Source organism: Salinirubellus salinus (assembly GCF_025231485.1).
Taxonomy (GTDB): domain Archaea; phylum Halobacteriota; class Halobacteria; order Halobacteriales; family Haloarculaceae; genus Salinirubellus; species Salinirubellus salinus.
Map to the genome: position 1 here is coordinate 102,085 of NZ_CP104004.1, position 18,355 is coordinate 120,439.

An 18,355-nucleotide genomic window follows, 5' to 3' on the forward strand; every position below is an offset into this window, starting at 1 on the left:
GCTCCGACAAACTATCAACAACCGAGGATTTCAACAAGGCCACCGACGTGCAGATTCCTTCAGAGGAAATCGTTGAGCGTTTCGTAGGCGTCTTCGGGATACTGATTTGGTTCGGCAACCGCCCAGAGTTCGTTCTTCGTCGCGGCCTTCGGCGACGCGCCATCCTCAATGTGCTCACAGAGGATGGTGAGATTCCGGGTCGACAGCGTCGGCCAGGATTCGTTCTGCCGCGTCTGGTGAGCGAACTGGACGATCTTCCGGAGCGTCGGGCGGTCCACCACGACGTCCGTACTGTTGACCTGGCGGTCGAGCGTCTCGACTTCCTCCTCAACGTCCTGGATGTAGGGTTGCTCGAAGGCTCGGAACCGACCACGGGTGGCGGAGTTCATCGGCTCGGAGTCACGGTACTCTCTGGTGGGCGGGTTCATCGTGATGACGAGGCGGGCCGAAGGGTGCGGCTCGACGAGTTCGCCGTGGGATTTGACGAGGAGCGTCCCCTCGTTCAGGAGCCGGTGGAGTGCGATGGCCGCGCCAGCCTGCATGACGGGGAACTCGTTGATGACGATGGTATCACCGTTCAGCAGTCCTTGTTTCACGGCGCCGTTGCGGGGCACGATGACGTCGCCGTCGGGGACGAGCGGCCCGAAGAGGTCCTCGGGTTCGGTCGCCCGATCGACGTCGATGGACTGGTAGCCACGGTTCGTCTTGTGGCAGAGGTACTTGAGCAGGTAGTTCTTCCCCGATCCTCGGGGGCCAACGACCCTAACGGGGACGAGTCCGCGGGCGAGTTTCTTCGCGATAAGTTCATCCAGGGGGAGCTGGAGTCGTGGGTCGATTGGGACCGCGGGTGGGATGACCTCACCGTGTTCGTCGACGGGGAGAGCATCATAGCTCGCATCGGGATGGGTCGCAGCCTTAGGCACGCTCTGATGGTCGGGATTGTCGAGGATGTGGAGACCCGTGGGGACGGGAGTCCCGGCGTTGCGGCCGATGTTGGAGACGTACATCCCGCGTTCGTCGTCGGGGTCCCAGCCTTCGGCTAAGAAGCGCGGTTCGCCGACGGATTCGGTGACGAGCGAGAGGTCGGTGACGCGGGCTTCACCGAGGCCGGTGTCTGGATTGCTCCGTTGGCTGTAGTAGGCGGCGGCTCGCTGTGCGAGGCGGTGCCCGACGGGGACGTGTCGCTGGGCTTCTTTGAGGAGGTTCTCGGCGCGGCTCTCGGTGAGGGTTCCGGTGAGGCCGGCGATGTCGTCGGTGCTGGCGTTCGCGAGTGCGGTGAAATCATCGTAGCCGGCGTCGTGGAGAGCGTCGTTGATCGAGTCGGTGACGACGCTGATGACGCGGAAGTCTGCGCCGGTGTCGTGTTGGAGTTCGCCGAAGGCGTCGGTGATGACCTGAGGTTCGGGCCCCTGTGGTGAGACGCCGGCGATGGTGGCGCTTCCGCTCTGTGACCGATTCAGCGTGTAGATGCCTGCGTCTGCGCCGTCGTCGATGAGGTCGGCAGCCTCCTGGTCGGAGAGGTCGGCGTAGTCGGAGACGCGGAGGGTGACGCGTTCGACGGGGATGTTTCCGCCTTCGCGCTGTAGGAGTCGATTCACGAGGTGCGAGAGAATGACCTGCTCATCGGGGCTGTCTGGACTGTCGGGACTACCGGATGTCGTGGTTGAGGACATGGGGTTAAGTTGGCGAGGCCGAGTCTGTTCGGCTCCTCCACGCTTCCGGGAGTGACAAACGATACTCAAATTCGCCTCCGGCCACGTGCAACGGTCGGTGGCTGGAGGCGGCCTCCGGTGACTCAAGAGAGACCATCTGCGGTGCGTTCGAGACGCTTTCGAGCCGTCGCTGAGTGGGCTAGGCGTCGCCAAGCCGTTGCTGGAGTCGGTCTTGGACGCGCTGGGCCTGCTGATTGGTGAGGTCGGCTTCGGTATCGACGCTGATGCCGGGAATATCGACGATATCCTCGAGAGCGTCTGAGAGCGTCTGTTGACTCTCAGGGAGGACTCGTTCGGCATCCGTATCGGCTCGCCGATCGTGTTCCTGCATCGCGAGCTGAATCATCATCGCGGGCTTCCTGAACAGTTCTCCGGCGACTTCGAGATACTCCTGGTAGGAGTTCGAGGCCATCGAGCCGTCGTATTCCTCGAGAAGTGCGATGAGCAACGAGAGCTGGATATTGAAGACGGTGGGGCGGTGTGCGGGCTTGGCGATTGAGGTTGCACGCTCGGCGGCGCGCTCGGCGTATTTGAACGCGACTCCCCAGTACGTGTAGCAGTCTTCGAGCGAGAAGGGAAGGTCGTCGAAGTCGTAGGCGATGGCGCGGGTCCGTCGGATGGCGGTATCGATTTCGATCATCCGCGTGTCGATGTCGTCGTAGATGTTCCGCCACCACTCACTGATGGGAACGCGGCCCTGTTTGCGCTCGTGGGCGGCGTTCGTCGCCTGCCCGTAGTGGCGTCGCGTGTAGCGCTCACCCATATCGGGGAGGACTGTCCCCGAGTCGGGGAAGAACAGGATGGGCCGCGCCCAGAGTGTTTGCGTGCCTCGGAAGTCGTACCCTGTTTGAAACCCGCCGTAAACAACTGTCTCGGGGGCGTCGGAGTCGGATTGGGAGTCGGTCTCTGTATCACTCGTGTTACTGTCGGTCTGAGCGGCGCTGACGACGCTCGTGATACCGTCTTCGTCGACGGCGTCCTCGAGGTCTGCTTCCCCACCGGAGACGACGTGGCGGAGGCTGGGACAGATGACGACCATTTTGAGCAGGCCGCCCCAGTCGCGGTAGGACACCCATCCGAAGGTGTCGGTTTCGCCCCGTTGCTGGAGCGCACTGATGATGGGGAGATACGCGTCCTGTGGGTTGATGATGCTATAGGAGTCGCTGGCGATCTGCCAGCGGAATTTGACGTCGTAGCCCAGGGCGTTCAATGCTTTCCGGCGGTCGTCGACGATATCCTTGTGGTCACGGACGCGAACGACGGCGTCGGCGCTACTTCCAGCGGCGAGGTCCTCGAGTGAGCGACCAGTGGCGGCTTCGAGGGCGTCGATATCGAGTCCATACACATCGCGGATGGCGGTGGTATCGACGCGGCCGCTCGTCTCGACGAAGTCGTTGGTCGCCCAGAGTTCACCTGGACTGGCCTTCGGCAGGACGCGAATCGCCTCTTTGAACGAGCGAGGTGAATCGGCGAGACACCGGGTTTCCGGTGGGATTTCGTCGGGATACGACCCGATGTCGGTCTCAGTGAGGCCGGCGAAGTTGATGTCGGTCTCTCGGGTGAGGAGATCGGCTAGGGCGACGGCTGGGCGGTCGGTCACCCCGGACGCGTCCCCGCTGTTCGCGTGCTGGGTTTCGTTTTTGTTCTCGGCCTCGGTCGAGGCGGGCGATTCGGTATCGGACGTGGTGGTGGGTTCTGTGGACATTGGAGTGGAGTGTTTCCTCGTACGAAAAGTGGCAACCGCCAATGGGTGGGACAGCGGTTGTTGAGAGAGACCGGAGAACGGAGGTGGAAGCGCGGTCGGGGGCGGTGCAATAGTTCGAGAAGAGACGGACGAAGAGAGGTCAGGACAGGAGCCTCAGCGGAGAGGGGAGAGGAGATCGCCTTGAACAGGAAAGTGGTGACTCTGACGAATGGCGTGCCGGTGCGTCCTCTGTAGGGGAGAAAGAACGGAGGGTGTTCCGTTCTGAGGACGGAGGGCGAGTTGTGGTACACCCACGCGGAACCGCACTGGGCCGTTTGTGTCGGCACAACGCGCTAGGAGCGCTCCGTGTGGACGTCCGCCCTCCACCGCATCCGGGGGAGACAAAACGAGTCCTACGCAACGGCTAGACCGACCGGCGAGTGTAGTCTGTTGTGTAGGAACGAGCAGACTGTAGGTCGCGACTCCCAGCTCGACGGACGGGGAGGAGAGGAAGAACTCAAGAGAACGTGTAGAACCCATGTTCTACGGGTACTGTGGAGGGCGGGAGCGAGCTGTGGCGTCAGGCATCATCACCGTCTGCGAGGGCGCTCCGGAACGTCTGTTGGGCGCTTTCCCCGCCCGTGGCTTCCGAAAGCGTCATCTCCCGGCCTTCGTGTTCGGGGATGTACTCTTCGCCGCCGAAGTACTGGACGAGGCCGGGGCGAGCGGCGGTGAGTTTCTTCGCGGTCGCTTTGCTGATGCCGTTTAATCGGTCGTGGTGACGACCGAAGCAGATCCAGCCGGCGAGGTCGCCCATCGTGTCGAACTCGCGGACGAGCGTACTGCGGGCGTTCGAGGGAATGGAGAGGCCCGGAACCCGATACAGGGTACTCGAGGAGACGGAGGCGGTACTCGGGTCTTCCTCACCGTTCCAGATGGCGAGGAGACGACGGAGGTTGTCGCGCCGGTTGCCGCTGGGCCAGAGGACGTCGTCGAATTTCTCTGCGAGTGCGATCTCCTCAGCGTACGTGATGGTGTCGAGGTCGACGTCCTCGAGAGCGGGCATAGCCTCTGGACTGGGGGCGGTATTCGCTGGATAGTCGCGACCGTCGATGGCACGGACGTAGTCTGGACTGCGGAAGTCGCTCCGCTTGATTTCCCAGGTGTCTTCGGTGAGTTCGCGCCGGACGAAGTTCTCGGCGAACAGGTGGTGGTGTTCGACGGCGTAGTCCACGCCTTTGTACGGGGCGAGGAGCGCGATGGCGAGTTGGCAGGCTTTCTCGTCGGAGGCGTTGGGGCCCCAATCGAAGCCGCCGGGGGAAACGCGATGGACGAACAGATGCTTATCCAAGAGGTTCTCCCCGGAGTAGACGACGTTGCCTCCGATGGAGCGTTCGCCTCGGTACGGTTCGGTCTTCCACTTGATCTTTCTGGAGTAGTCGGTTTTGGCTGGCATGGTGTGGGGTGAGGTGGTTAGCCGGTGGCGTGCTCAGATGTAGGCGGGCCGGTCGGTGCGGCGCCGTGGTCGCGGTGGTGATAGATGAGGTACTCGTCGCTGCGGAGGAACTCGAGGACACAGTAAGCACATCCGGCGTGGTTGGCGGGCCAGCTGTCGAGTCGGTACAGCGTGTGCGAGTTCCACCGACAATACGGACATTTACGTTGGTCGTCGGATTCGGATTCAACGAGCGAGAGTGGCGCTGCGTAACGGTCGAGAGCCATCTCAGCCGAGTGCCCCGGTGGGATTGGTGTTGTTCTGGGTGGATTCGCTCGGCGTCCCAAGGCACGAATCGTCGTCGAGGGTGAGGTTGAGGTGGTGTTCGCCGACAGGGGTCTCGGGCGTGTCCGGATGAAAGACGCGGATGGTGATGGCGTCCTTGCGGGCGGTGCGGTCGATGGTGACGATGAAGTTGTCGCCGAAGCGAACGTCGGCGTAGGTTTCGCCGTCGCTGAGGGTGGTGAGGGAGTTCATGAGAATCGGGGGGTGCACGGAGTGCGGTGGTGGGTATGCGATACGACGTGGTGGGCGCGTCGACTAGTCGCTCTGGATACGCGGAGCGAGCATGGCGAGGACGTCGCATTCGCCGTCGCTGAACTCGTACTCGAACATCATCGGGAAGTCGCTCCCGAAGGTGAGCGTTATCTCCGTGCCCTTGGGGAACTGTTTGGAGATGTCGTTGACGTAGTCGAGGCTGTAGAGTGCGTTGCCGTCAGCGGCCGAGAGCGCGACGAGGTCGTCATCTGCGAGTTCGAGACTGACGTTGTCGGTGTCACCTTCAGCTTCGATGTAAACGCTGGCCTCGGCCTCGTCACAGCGGAAGCGGATGTGGTCAGAGACCATATCGGCGGCCTTGACGCCACGCGAGATTTGTGCTTCCTCGAGCGTGAGGGAGATGGGCAGGTCCATCTCGGGGATTTCGGGCTCTTTGCGGATGCTGTCGGGGTCGATGAGCGCCATCGTGAAATCGACGCCGTCGATGTGAATGACGAGCTTGAACGACGTGGTGTTGAACGAGAGTTGGACGAGGTCGTTTTTCTTGGCGAGTTTGAGGACTTCCTCGAAGCGTTCGAGGTTGACACCGAGGACGCCCTCGGTAGCGTCGTAGGACTCGAAAGCGCCGGCTGCGAGAGAGACGTCGTACATCGCGACGTTGGCGGGGTCGACGGCTCGGGTGTGGATACCGTCTAGGCCGACGCGAATTTTTGCTTCGTCGACGATGGCGCGAAGCGTGCTGACGAACTCCTTGATCGCCCCACCCTTGATGGCGGCGGTGAACTGCTGGGGCGGGCTCGTGACGACCTCTGCTGCGTCGTCGGCCTCACCTTCGCTTTCTGATTCGGTCTCCGTCTCCCCCTCGGTGTCGTTCTCGGCGGCTCCGTCTCCGCCGGTGTCAGTGTCGGTGTCGACGCTGGGGTCGGATACCAGTTTGGCTTCTGTTTTGACCTCGGGTTCCGGTTGGGTGTCGATCTCGGAATCGGATTCGGTTTCAGATTCGACGTCGGGAGTGGTGGCGGGCTGTGCGTCGGCGGTGTCGGATTCGGTGTTGGTACTCATCGGTTTCGAGCGTGTTCGGGGGGTCGGTCTGCGTCGGTGCGGTTCTGGGTGTTCGACCGTGCGTCGGTGGTCGAACTCGGCTGCTCGTCGAGTCGGGCGAGGAGTTTGCGAGCGAGCAACCCAGTCACGGTGTGGATGATGCTCATCTCTGTCCCCTCACCGTCCTCGGGGGCCAAAACTGAGCATCGGTATCGTACGGGGACGAACCGGCGTTGGTGAGAGTGGTCGAGCAGGACGATACTGAGGCGATGGTCTGGGGTGCTGGCTGTGAGCTGTCGGCTCTCGGTGTCGGGAGATGTCGACGTAGTCGTCATGGTTGAGACTCGGAGGTGGAGTTCGAGTGTGACTGTGCGTTCGTCTCAGGGAAGTCGATGGCGTGGGGGTCGGTAGCGAGGGCGCGGGCGGTCCGGTCGAGTTCGATTTCGTCGATGGCGATGCTGATGAGCGCCTCGAGTGCGTCGTCGTAGGCTTGCTGGGCCGCGTTTGGGTCGGACGCGGCCTCGAGACGCTGTTGGAGTGCGGTCTGGAAGCGATTCGCTGCACGGTGGTGGCTGCGTGTGCCCAATCTGGGTGTCCTCCACCGATTTCGAGGGAGACAAACGAGGCAGTGGGTTACTCCTACGCAACAGAGTGGAGTGGGTGGTCGGTCCAGTTGTTGCGTAGGATGAGGAACTTGCGCGGAGCGATGCCGCGCCGACCGACCGGGCTACCCGAGGTAGTCGTCGAGATTGCCGTCTGGATCGGGGAGATCACCGGCATCGTCGAGCGAGAGAAGTTCCCGGCGGATGTTCCGGATGGTCGTTGGAGTGGAGAAGCCTGCGTCGGCGAGTCGCTGCTGTGTAAGTTTGAGGTTGGTGAGCTCGCTTTCATCGTGAGCGTGATAGAGGCACGCGGCGGCGACCCCGGCGGGCTGTCGGCCGTTGGCGAGGACACCGACAGCGGGGGCGGTGACGAGTTGGTGGGCTCGTCGTTCGACCCGGGGGTGGGCGTCGACGGCGTTGGCGAGTCGAGGGAGGAAGTCCTGCGGGAGCGGCGGTGGCGTTGCGAGTTCGAACTCGCGATTCAGCAGTCGATAGGCGCTTTTGATATCGGATTCGCCGACGCGGGCAACGGCGGTGAGTTCCTCGAGGAACCGTGGCAGGCGCTCGAGGCGACAGGCGGCGAAGATGCTGGCGGTCGCGATGGCTTCGATGGAGCGCCCACGGAGGAGATTGTTCTCCCAGGCGTCGCGAAAGAGTCTCGCAGCGCGGTCGTGGATCGGTGTGGGGAGCTCGGCCGCACTCACGAGACGGGCGATTTCTCCAAGGCCGGTACGGAGCGACTGGTCGTGAGTGGTACTCGCTTTCGCTCGGTCGTCCCATTTACGAAGGCGTTTGAACTGGCGCTGTGTCTTCGATGAGAGTTCGTTCCCGTAGCCGTCGCGGTAGGAGCCAATCTCGGTCGGGAGTCCCTTGTCGTGGCGTCGGATGGTCGTGGGAGCGCCGCCCCGAGCGGGTTGCCGTTCGCCATCGGCGGTTGTCTCCCACTGGAGTTCCCGATCAAGGATGTCTCGGGTGACCACGAGGCCGCACGCCTGACAGAAGGTTTCAGTCTCGTCGACGACGAGGTGTTCGTCGGTCGCACACTCGGGGCAAATTGGGTCACCGACCGGTTGGGTGCGTTCGGGCGCCAATTTCTGGGCAGACGACGGCTCGGAGTCGATAGCTGGGGCGAGTCCCCGCTGGTGGGTACCGAGGGGGCTGCCGGACGGATGGGGCCCGGGACGGGCGTTGCTGTTCGCGGCCTCGAGATAGCGTTGGGACATGGAGAGTGGTGAGGAAGGGGACGGAAGAGACCAGGAAAGGGCAGTTCGACCCCTCTAGCGAAGCGGGGACAATAAACTGAGCGCGATCAATAGTCAGCGCAAACCCAATATCACGCCGTTTTGATGCCTCGATCAGTGATCGGTGTCAGCAGTCCTGCTGAAATGAGGGTGCGTGTGCCATGTCTTGATATATAGGGTTGCGAATTACATTATATTTATTACATTTCATCATCTTCATAGAGATGCTGGTCAGAGGTGCTCCCCTTCCCACCCCCCGTTGACGCCTCTATTGCCGCCGAAATAGAGACCAACAACGTGTTAAATACACCCTCTGTCTCTCGCAGACTGGTGCTGAGGGACGATTGAGGGGCTATCGGTGGTGTACTCGACGCAGGGCATCCGCTGTCGCTGTCCCCGAGATGCGGATATACTTCTGGGCAGTCGCCAGATCGCTCCATCCCATGAGCGCTTGGAGTGGCACCGGCGCGACACCCTTGTACGCATGGTAACTGGCGGCGGTTGCCCGCAGGCAGTGTGGATAGACACGACCTGGTAGGTCGGCCTCGGTTGCGGCAGCCTGTATTCGCCTGTTGATTGTTGAGCGTGAGCGCGGAAACGCATCGTACCGATTGGCGAAGCGTTCGAGACACAGCTCCAGCCGCAGTGTGAGGTCGAACGGGATGAGCCGAGCCGAAGCCACCGTTTTCGGATGCCACCGTGACTCGATAGCCCCCTCGACAGACAGCCCACTGTTGTGGGTCGCTTCCTGTCGAGCTTGTCGTTGGCAGTACCCACATTGACACGGTTCGTGCTGTGGAATGCGAATCGTTCGACGGTTCCAGTTCACCCACGTAGTCTGAAAGTGCGCAATCTCGCCAGCGCGAAGCCCGAGTCGACCCGCGAGGAGACAGATGAATCGTGCTTCGAAATCGTGCGGTGCTGGAAGGACTGAGCAGGCCTCAAGCAGGAGTTCGAACTGGCGGTCAGTTAGGACATCCTCGTGGGTGTGCCGGGTCGTGAGCGCCCGCCGATGACGATCCGCCCATTCAGTTGTGGGTTGGTTGTGGTGGGACACTCGTGGCTATCCTCATGCTGGCGGATTGGGAGTTCCGTCAAGTCGTGCTGAATAGAGCGCGCGTATGTCTCACCGTACGTTCCCTCTACGCTGATAGATTTTGTGAGCAGGAATCCAAAAATAGACAACACTTTTTCATTGTCCCGACTACTTATACGTGTATGCCTGAAGAAGTGCTATTCAAATCGGAAAACGTACAGAATCGTAGCGAAATCGCCACGTACCTCCGACAGGTAGCCGACAGTCTGGATGCGGGCGGCGACATCACACTCCGCGCTGGCGATCAGTCCGTGACGATGGATCCGCCCCCGAGCCTCACCTTCGAGGTCAAGGCCGAACGAGAAGGCCCGACCGGCAAGCCCGGCGAACTGAGTATCGAGTTCGAACTCGAATGGGATGAAGACGGCGGAGGGGGCGGCCAGCTCGAAATCGAATAATCGCTACACACCCTCACCGTGCGCTACTCCACTATCACACTGGACGTTGACAAAGAGACTGCCCGTGCACGTATCGCTGAGCGTGTGCGGAACGTGCGAACCAAGACCGAAAGAGGACGAGTCGAATACACGACGAACGCCGGTCTGGTACTAGCCGTGCTAACAGACGTGAAACTCCCCTCCGGCGACCAAGGCTCGAAACTCCGCTACCGGACAGCGACTATCAGTGCCCACCACAGCCACGCGAAAACGACGGCTCGAAAGATCCGCGACGCCGTGGAACCCTACCGAGTGTGAGTGTCTTCGAACCGTCCCACATCCATACTGAGAGGCGCCGGCACTCACCCGTTACGAGGAACGGACGTCTCGGTGAGTGTCCGTGCCCACACCATCCGACGCCAACAATCAAGCCACTCCTCACAGAACGACCAATCATATGCCACTCACCGGTGATTCGACGGTTCTCGTTCCCGTCGATGTTTCCGTGTCGGGCCCTCCCGACCCGGGACTCCTCGACCTGTTGGAGCCCGTCAACGTCGTCGTCCTCGGTTATTACCCCGTTCCCAAACAAACCGCACCTGCCCACCTACGGGACGACCACGAGTCCGAAGCAGCGGCGCGCCTGGAGGAGGCCGTGAGCGAATTCGCCCGTGCTGATCACGAGGTCGAGGGCGTTCTCGTGTTCACCAAAGACAGAGAGGATTCGATCGACCGCGTCGCGATTCAACACGACTGCGATGCCGTGCTGCTCCCCGACGACATCGGTACCGTCGAGCGTATTCTCGTCCCCTTGCGCGGTGACGTGAATCTCGAACGAATCGTCTCACTCGTCGCTGATCTGGCCGGCGCGAGTGACGCCGTGGTCACACTGTTCCACTCGGTGGCTGAGGGGACTGATCCGAGTCAGGGGGAGTTCATGCTTCGGGGGGCCGCCGATCGTCTCGCCGAGGAAGGGGTTGATGCCGACCGTATCGACTGGAAGCTCTCCGAACGCGGTTCACCGAGGCGAGAGATCGTCGAACTGGCCGCGGAGTACGACCTCCTCGTCCTCGGTGAGACCGAGCCGTCACTCAGAGACCGGATCCTCGGTACGGTGCTAACACCGATACTCGACGAAGTAGAGACGACGACTATCGTCGTGAGAGACATTGAGTGACCAGCAACGAGTGACGTATACAGAACATTCCGAATCAACACATCCGACTCGGATGGCGAAGCGTCACCCGACGACTGAACAGACGGGACTGTGGTGTCCCACCCGTGGAGTCCCGACCTCCGCATCGGTGCGACCGTGAGTGAACATACCGGACAGCTAGAGCGGAACATCGGGTTCCTCGAAGCGATGACACTGGGTGGCGGGACGATGATCGGGGCAGGCATCTTCATCCTCCCCGGCATCGCCGCCGAGGGCGCTGGCCCGGCCAGCTCGATCTCGTTCGTAATCGCGGGATTCGTCGCCCTGCTGGCAGCACTCTCACTCTCCGAGCTGGCGACTGGGATGCCCGTCGCCGGGGGGAGCTACCACTACGTGAATCGTGCGCTCGGCGGGTTCTTCGGGAGCATCGTCGGCTGGGGGATGTGGACGGGGTTGATGTTCGCCAGCGCGTTCTACATGATCGGGTTCGGGCAGTACCTCGTCCAGCCGATCCCGTTCCTCGATGGCCGGGCGCTCGTCGTCCTCCTCGGACTCGTCGGACTGGCACTCATCGTGGGCGTCAACTACTACGGTACCGAGGAGTCGAGCAAGCTCCAGAACGTCATGATCGGTACCGAGACCGCGATTGTGCTGGTCTACGTCGCCCTCGGCCTGTTCTTCATCGACCCGGCGAACCTCGAACCGTTCGCGCCGACGGGGCCCAGTGGGATCATCGCGACGACCGGTATCGTGTTCGTCTCGTTTCTCGGCTTCGAGATCATCGCCACCGTCGCGGGCGAGGTCAAAGACCCCAGCCGGAACATCCCGCTGACGATGGTTCTCTCAGTCGTGCTGGTCACGATTCTCTACGCGCTGGTAATGCTCGTCACGACCGGGGTGGTTCGGTATCAGGAGATCGGCGACTCCCTCGTCCCAGTCTCCGACGTTGCGGTCGTCTTCATGGGCTCGATCGGTGTGGTGGCGATCGTCGCCGCCGCTGCAATCGCGGCGATTTCGAGTTCGAACTCCTCGGTGCTCGCGGCGGCCCGGGTCAATTTCGCGATGGGTCGAGACGAACTGATGAGCGACTGGCTGAACGTCACGCACGACCGATTCGGGACACCCCACCGGGCGATCATCGCAACTGGTGCGGTCACGGCCCTGTTGATCGCAGTGGGACTCGAAGTCGAGACGATCGTCTCTCTACTGGCCGAGGTCGCGAGTTTCAGCTTCCTCGTCTCGTACTCGCTCGTCCACGTCGCACTCGTCGTGTTCCGCCGAGCCGATCCCGAGGACTACGATCCGTCGTTCAGGATTCCAGACGCGCTCTATCCCGCCGTCCCGGTTCTCGGCGTCCTCCTCACAGTCGTCGTCATCTCGCAGATGGCGACGATCATCATCGGGCTCGGGTTGGGTATCGTCGGCCTCGGCGTGGGCTGGTACTTCCTCTACGTCAGAGACCACGCTATCGACCGGGGACTCATCGGTGAAGCCATCACGCAAGGGTCGGTCGGATACCGGGTCGTCGTGCCGGTCTCGAATCCCGAGACTCAGGAGCGGTTGATTCGCCTCGCGGCGGCGACTGCCCACGCACACACGGAGGAAGGAACGCCGGAACTCGTCGCTGTCAACGTCCTGCAAGTCGCAGACCCATCACCGCAGCAGAACATCGCGGCTGAGCGGCTCGAACACCAACGCGATCTGCTCGAATCGGCGCGGGAGATCGCCTCTGAGATGGACGTGAAACTGCGGACGGTCGCGATGAGCGGTGATCGGGTCGACGAGACGCTGCTAGAAGCCATCTCTCACGAAGCGCCCGACCAAGTCGTCCTCGGCTGGCGAGGGACGCTCTCGAACGGTGGGTACGTGTTCGGCCCGAACCTCGACGCCGTCGTCGAAGACGCCCCGTGCGAGGTTACGCTGGTGACGTTCCACGGGAACCCGATCGGGGGGACAGTCGCCCTCGCGGGCCCGGGCCCACACGCACCGTTCGCTGCGCGACGGGCTGCCGAGTTCGCGACCGTCGATGGAACGACGCCGACGCTGCTGAACGTGCAGCAGATGCGAGACGGGGACGAGGATGCGGCGGTGGAGCGCGGCGAGGCAGTGATCGACGAGGTCGCCGGTCGGGCAGGCCTCGAATCCGGGGCGTATCAGCGCGAGGTGGTCGTCGCTGCTGATACCGAGGTGGCGATTCTCGATGCGGTCAGCCAGTACGATACGGTCTGTGTGGGGCTGTCCGAACGGAGCGCGGCCTCGCGAGTGATGTTCGGGACGATCGCGAGCCGTATCAGTCAGGAAGCGACGGGCAACGTTGGTATCGTTCGGGGGGCACCAGAGTCCTGACTACACCCTCTACATCTCGCACGCTGGTTCCGCCAGACTTCGAGTAGGTTCCGGCGACCGTGCCAAATAGAGGGTCCAAGTCGGTCAGACTTCTGCACGGACGGACAGACGCTCAGACTCAATCCTTTTTACCAGGCAACTGAAAACGGGTAGCGAATCCCGATGCGTCCACTTTCCGAGCGGGTATCGAACCTCTCCCGCCGTGACCGACTTATCGCCATCTACCTCCTCGGACTCGCGGTACTCGTGGCGTTCTACATGATCACCTATAACATCATAATGGCGCGCCTGGAAGGGGTGAACCAGTCGATATTCGCCTCTTTCGAATTCGTCGTCCAGACGATGACGACGACGGGGTATGGCCAGGACTCCGGGTTCTGGAGTCATCCAGCGACCTACCTCTTCGTCGCTCTCACGCAGATCTCTGGCATCGCTATCGGCTTTTTCACCCTACGGCTCATCATCATACCTCTATTCACTGGTGCCGAGGTGAACCTCGACAACCGGCTCACCCCGAAGCAGGATCACGTCATCATCTGCGAGTACCGTCGTGACTCCGCTGTCCTCCTCGACGAACTCCAGGAACTCGGTATCGATTACGTGCTCATCTCGTCCGACGAGGAAAACGCGCAGGAACTCTCTAACGAGGGGTACTCCGCCATCCATGGCTCTCCACAGGACGCCTCGGCGTTCGACCGGGCCAGCATCGACAGCGCTCGGATGGTCATTACGGATGCTGGGGACGCGAACGTCAACACCATCCTGACAGTCCGGTCGATTCGTTCGGATATCGAGATTCTCACGCTCACCGATGACAGTGAGATGCGCGATATCCTGCTCGATACAGGTGCGGACACTGTCCTCTCGCCACACGGAGCGCTCGGCCAGCGGCTCGCAGAGAAGGCGATCTCATCGATCAGCCTCGATCTGACAGACACGATCAACCTCGGCGGTGACTTGGAGGTGATGGAGATTCCGGTCCACCACGGGAGCCACCTGATCGGCTCTCGGATCCGTGAGTCGAATATCAGGGAGGAGACAGGTGCGAATATTATCGGGGCATGGATCGATGGGGAGCTCCAGTTGCCCCCCAACCCTGACGCTATCATCCGCCAGAATACTGTACTCCTCGTCACCGGGGGGAGCGAGGCGCTGGAGTCGTTCAGCGACTTCACGCGTCCGGCACGCACGCTCCACAGGCACGAGGACATCGTTATTGCCGGCTATGGTGAGGTCGGACAGGCGGCTGAGGACGTCCTCACCGATGCCGATATCGAGACGACGACCATCGACGTTGAGGACCGCAAGGGCGTCGATATCGTTGCGGAAGCAGGGGCAAAAGAGACCCTCGTGGCGGCAGGTATCGAGAACGCCGGGGCGATCATCGTCGGCCTCCCCGACGACTCTGCATCGCTGCTAACGACGGTGTTGGCACGGTCCCTGAACGAGGATATCGAGATTCTGGCACGGGTCAGCGAAACCGATGCCACGCGGAAGGCACTGAGCGCGGGGGCCGACTACGTCCTTTCAGTCCCCCGAGTGAGCGCGCGGATGGTCGCTAAGGAACTCCGGGGGGAGGAGATCCTCGCGCCGGCGAGCCAGATTCGGCTGATTCAGGTGCCCGCAGGCCCGTTTGCTGGCTCGACGCTTGCCAAGTCAGAGATTTATGAACGAACTGGCTGTCGCGTAATCGCCGTTGAAGATGATGCGGGACTCACCAGTACGGTCGATCCCCAGCGGCAGTTCACTGGCGACGAGCGACTTACCATCGTTGGCACGGATGAAGCGGTCCAGCGGTTCCTCAAGCAGTTCGATGTCTCACCGATGCAGGAGACCGAGACGTAGTACCGTCTGCCGAATGCGTCCTCTATATCGGTCACGCCGGTTCTGTCTGTTCCTGGGCAGATTAGCATAACCGACATCACCGACTCGTCCAAGGGAATTCGTGGAGGTTGGTGAAGAGGCGGAGGGCGTCATCAAGGACATCATCCCCGGAGTCCTGTGCAGCGGCGTGGACTTTCGCCGCGTCCAGGAGTGTCTCGAACGCCGGGCGGCGTTCATCATTGATGACGAAGTCGTCGTAGTCGAGGAAGACGCGCTTGCAGAACTGGAGGTCCTCGTAGCGCCAGTCCGACCAGAGGTCGGCGAGTTCGACCTCGTATTCCTGGCCGTTGTATTCGTCGCGGAGACGAACGAGTCCCCGGTCGGTATCGCAGGAGACGATACGCCGGACGTGGCCCGTCCCGTCGGTGATGAATACTTTGGAGTACGGAGCTACCTCGGCGATTCCGAGGTCCTCCGCCATCGTCTGGAAATCGAGTTCGCCATCTTCGGTGTGTGGGTAGCTGGCGCGACAATCCAATCGGTAATCGCTCGTTCCTTCCACGTCGACATCGATAGTTGCCTGGATGCCGTCGGAAGGCGTCGGTTCGTCGTAGGCGTAGTACTCGAGGTCGGATTCGAGGAGAACGTGGTGGGTATCCGAGTCGTGGACGCGGAGCTGTCGTTCGTAGCCGTCGTCGACGTTGGGGCCGCCGAGGGCGAGGACGAACCACCCGGAGTCGGGGGAGCCACGCGTGGCTTCGAGGACGCGATAGACGCAGCCGGTCTCTTCGTCGAGGAAGAAGACTGTCGGAGGGGTTTCGGAGTCGGTTTCGCGGGCTTTCGAAAGGGCGTGGAGAACGCATTCCTCGTCGAATCGCTCACAAAGGTCGGAGAACGTGTCTGGCGTATCGGTTGGATTTGAGTTCATGAGTGGCTGGATGACTGGCTGGCTGGTCGTGGAGATGCACAGTTACCGGCTTGGGGTGTCACTCGGGCGGGGCGGAGGGGGATTCGAGGATTTCGTGGACGTCGGGGTCGTACCGGGCGTGGAACGCGTCGAGTACGTCGCGCTGCCACCGTTCGTGGCCCGGATCGCCGAGCCTCTTGATGCCGAGGCCGTTCGAGAGCGCAACCTGTTCGAGGTCGATGCACTGAATCGAGGAGACGTCGCCGCCGTCGCCGGCGGGGATGTCAGCAGCGTCCAGGAGTGGGGTCTCGACCCAGGCGTCGAAGCAGTTGTCGCTCGAGGACGTGACGGCGAGGCCGTCGGTGGCGCCGGCGAACAGTTCGGTGGTGATTCGACCGAGATTTTGGTAGACGCCCGGCGGGATGACGAGGATGTTTCGTTCGTGGTCGATGGTGGATTCAGCGCGGACCTGCCGGGGGTGGCCTTTGAGGAGCCACTGTTCGTCGGTGTTGAGCCAGGCGCCACGGATGAGGCGCTGGATCGCAGCGTCGAGGTGGTCATGCGTGCGGTACGTGAGGTAGCCGGAGAGTCGAGCGTAGAACGTCATGAGAGAGTCTGGTAGTGGTGTGAGTCGTGTGTGAGTGGGACTCGAGAGCGTCCTCGAAGTCCGAGTTGCGGGCCGGGAGCGACGAGCACTCAAGCCAGTGAGACGTGGGTGATTTCGCCGTCGGGGTCGACCGTGTACTGGTAGCCGACGAGCGGAAAGCGGCATTTCTCGTAGCCGGCGGTCTGGACGATGAACGGTTCAGTGAGGTATGCTGCGAGTTCGCGCAGGAAGTCCTCGGTGTGCTCGTGCTGGTAGTCGTACACGAGGTCCTCGGTTTCGGCGTCGATGAAGGCGTCGCGGTCGTCGTCGCTGAGGCCCTCGAGCTCGCCGTCGGCGTCGAGGTGGTCGCGGGCAGCGTCACGGACGGTCGGGCGGTGTGCTGGCCCGAAGGAGGCGTAGCCGTACAGGACGAGATACGGCGACGGCGTGTCGCCGGTCTCGGTATCGCTATCCGTCTCCACGTCGGTGTCGGCGTCTTGCCCGGGTTCGGGTTCGATGACGTCGGCGGTGAGGTCATCGAATGGGCCGGTTCCGAGGAGCCACTCGGTGAGGAAGGAGCGGAGTTCGTCGACGCGTTCGTGGTCGACGGTCGGTGCGTTCGAGGCGGTGCTGACTTGGAGTGTTGCCATTGGTGATTCGGACGAGTGCCCTCCACCGATTCGAGGGAGACAAAGTGGGCGTGCTGGTGGAGCGGGGCGACTCAGATTAAGGAGCATCGCTGTACGGAAAATCGGGCGTCGCGTGTGGAGGGTCACTCGCGTTCAAGTAACCGAATCGAACGCGGATGAGACGTGGGTGGGATGCTTGCGTATCCCCCTGAGAGAGAACGACCGTGTTGGAGTGCTGTTGTGGAAGGCCTCTTGCGACGAATCACTCCTCAAGGCCGGCGTTGGCGACGGCCGAGGCGAGGGCCGCTTCGTCGATGGCCTCCTCTTCCGTCTCCCCCTCGGGTTCGGACTCGACGTTGCTGTCGGTGTCGTGGTCGCCGTCATCGCTCTGGTCGGCGTCGTCGGCGTCGTACACGCGGGTGGAGCCGTCCTTTGTGTCGGCCTCGGCTTCGACCTCAACCTCGCCATCGGCGTCGTCGTAGCGGACGGCGTCCATCCCAACGTCTTCGCGAGCGTCGTTGAGGCCGTCGCGGTAGACTTCGAGCGAGAGGTTGTCCCCGTACTGTTCGCGGCACATCGCGACGTAGGGGGTCGAGTCGGTACCGTCCTTGTCTCCGTCCTCGAAGGCATCGAGGCGAGCGGCCGTCCGGTCGATGGTTTCGCGCACCCACTGGTTTCGGGTGGCTTCATCGACGCGGGTGATGGTCTCGGGCCGAAGGGAGACGTTCACGTTGCCGTCGTCGGTTTCGTACGTGCTGGGCTTGGCGGTGATAGCGACGTACGCGGGGGGTTCGAGGCCGGAGAGGAACGCGGCGGCGTCGGGCTGGTACTGACCGGCGTAGACGAACACCGTCCCCGTGGGATCGACGATTCGGGCCTGCCAATATTCGCTGTCCTTGCCAACGTCGTTGACTTCGGTGACGGTCCCGACCAGGAAGTAGCGGTTCGCGGTCTCGCCGCTGGGGAGCAGCGCGAAGTTCGGGGCGCGCTCCTCGTCACTCTGTTTGAAGACGTGGGTTGCGTCGTTGAGTTCGGCGGCGAAGGCGCGCTTTGCGACCTGTCTGCCCTGTCGCTGGGTGCTGTTGCTATCGGTACTGCTGTCGGCTGTAGATGTTGAGTTACTCATTAATGTGAATTGGAGAGGGTAGTGGGCGGAGCGTG

The 18,355-nt window shown here is 62.1% G+C and carries 17 protein-coding genes; 4 read left to right on the forward strand and 13 right to left on the reverse strand.

Annotation, left to right across the window (positions count from 1 at the left end):
- Positions 1–59: 59 nt before the first annotated feature.
- From N0B31_RS21950 to N0B31_RS21990, 9 genes are all read right to left on the reverse strand, one after another.
- Positions 60–1,598 carry an AAA family ATPase gene (locus tag N0B31_RS21950; protein WP_260644198.1) on the reverse strand — a complete coding sequence of 513 codons (1,539 nt, stop codon included), beginning with the start codon at positions 1,596–1,598 and terminating at the stop codon, positions 60–62.
- A gap of 253 nt (positions 1,599–1,851) precedes the next feature.
- Entirely contained in the window at positions 1,852–3,417 is a 1,566-nt protein-coding gene (locus tag N0B31_RS21955) for a hypothetical protein (RefSeq protein WP_260644199.1), read from the reverse strand.
- A 559-nt stretch (positions 3,418–3,976) separates the two neighbouring features.
- Positions 3,977–4,852, reverse strand: coding sequence for a DUF6166 domain-containing protein (locus tag N0B31_RS21960; RefSeq protein ID WP_260644200.1), 876 nt, complete (start codon positions 4,850–4,852; stop codon positions 3,977–3,979).
- A gap of 267 nt (positions 4,853–5,119) precedes the next feature.
- Positions 5,120–5,368, reverse strand: coding sequence for a hypothetical protein (locus N0B31_RS21965; RefSeq protein ID WP_260644201.1), 249 nt, complete (start codon positions 5,366–5,368; stop codon positions 5,120–5,122).
- Positions 5,369–5,431: 63 nt separating this feature from the next.
- Entirely contained in the window at positions 5,432–6,451 is a 1,020-nt protein-coding gene (locus N0B31_RS21970) for a DNA polymerase sliding clamp (RefSeq protein WP_260644202.1), read from the reverse strand.
- Positions 6,448–6,597: a hypothetical protein gene (locus tag N0B31_RS21975; RefSeq protein WP_260644203.1), complete on the reverse strand. Its 150-nt coding sequence runs from the start codon at positions 6,595–6,597 to the stop codon at positions 6,448–6,450. The genes N0B31_RS21970 and N0B31_RS21975 overlap by 4 nt, the downstream gene beginning before the upstream one ends.
- 164 nt (positions 6,598–6,761) lie before the next feature.
- Positions 6,762–7,016 carry a hypothetical protein gene (locus N0B31_RS21980; protein ID WP_260644204.1) on the reverse strand — a complete coding sequence of 85 codons (255 nt, stop codon included), beginning with the start codon at positions 7,014–7,016 and terminating at the stop codon, positions 6,762–6,764.
- Positions 7,017–7,157: 141 nt separating this feature from the next.
- Positions 7,158–8,255 carry a transcription initiation factor IIB gene (locus N0B31_RS21985; protein ID WP_260644205.1) on the reverse strand — a complete coding sequence of 366 codons (1,098 nt, stop codon included), beginning with the start codon at positions 8,253–8,255 and terminating at the stop codon, positions 7,158–7,160.
- A 370-nt stretch (positions 8,256–8,625) separates the two neighbouring features.
- Positions 8,626–9,330, reverse strand: coding sequence for a tyrosine-type recombinase/integrase (locus N0B31_RS21990; RefSeq protein ID WP_260644206.1), 705 nt, complete (start codon positions 9,328–9,330; stop codon positions 8,626–8,628).
- Between the two features lie 161 nt (positions 9,331–9,491).
- On the opposite strand from N0B31_RS21990, the gene N0B31_RS21995 reads away from it, so the two are divergent.
- From N0B31_RS21995 to N0B31_RS22010, 4 genes are all read left to right on the forward strand, one after another.
- Positions 9,492–9,767: an amphi-Trp domain-containing protein gene (locus N0B31_RS21995; RefSeq protein WP_260644207.1), complete on the forward strand. Its 276-nt coding sequence runs from the start codon at positions 9,492–9,494 to the stop codon at positions 9,765–9,767.
- A gap of 436 nt (positions 9,768–10,203) precedes the next feature.
- Entirely contained in the window at positions 10,204–10,923 is a 720-nt protein-coding gene (locus tag N0B31_RS22000) for a universal stress protein (RefSeq protein WP_260644208.1), read from the forward strand.
- A gap of 135 nt (positions 10,924–11,058) precedes the next feature.
- On the forward strand, positions 11,059–13,248 hold the full coding sequence (locus tag N0B31_RS22005) for an amino acid permease (RefSeq protein WP_260644209.1): 2,190 nt from the start codon (positions 11,059–11,061) through the stop codon (positions 13,246–13,248).
- 162 nt (positions 13,249–13,410) lie between these two features.
- Positions 13,411–15,093 carry a potassium channel family protein gene (locus N0B31_RS22010; RefSeq protein WP_260644210.1) on the forward strand — a complete coding sequence of 561 codons (1,683 nt, stop codon included), beginning with the start codon at positions 13,411–13,413 and terminating at the stop codon, positions 15,091–15,093.
- A gap of 76 nt (positions 15,094–15,169) precedes the next feature.
- Here N0B31_RS22010 and N0B31_RS22015 read toward each other — a convergent pair whose 3' ends face one another.
- The 4 genes from N0B31_RS22015 to N0B31_RS22030 all read right to left on the reverse strand — a co-directional run bounded on the left by N0B31_RS22015 (position 15,170) and on the right by N0B31_RS22030 (position 18,320).
- Positions 15,170–16,000, reverse strand: a complete 831-nt coding sequence (locus N0B31_RS22015; protein ID WP_260644211.1) for a hypothetical protein — start codon at positions 15,998–16,000, stop codon at positions 15,170–15,172.
- A gap of 58 nt (positions 16,001–16,058) precedes the next feature.
- Positions 16,059–16,586 carry a hypothetical protein gene (locus N0B31_RS22020; protein ID WP_260644212.1) on the reverse strand — a complete coding sequence of 176 codons (528 nt, stop codon included), beginning with the start codon at positions 16,584–16,586 and terminating at the stop codon, positions 16,059–16,061.
- A gap of 89 nt (positions 16,587–16,675) precedes the next feature.
- The gene (locus N0B31_RS22025) at positions 16,676–17,341 is read right to left on the reverse strand and encodes a hypothetical protein (protein WP_260644213.1); all 666 of its coding nucleotides are present in this window, start codon (positions 17,339–17,341) and stop codon (positions 16,676–16,678) included.
- A 115-nt stretch (positions 17,342–17,456) separates the two neighbouring features.
- Positions 17,457–18,320 carry an RPA family protein gene (locus tag N0B31_RS22030; RefSeq protein ID WP_260644214.1) on the reverse strand — a complete coding sequence of 288 codons (864 nt, stop codon included), beginning with the start codon at positions 18,318–18,320 and terminating at the stop codon, positions 17,457–17,459.
- Positions 18,321–18,355: the final 35 nt, after the last annotated feature.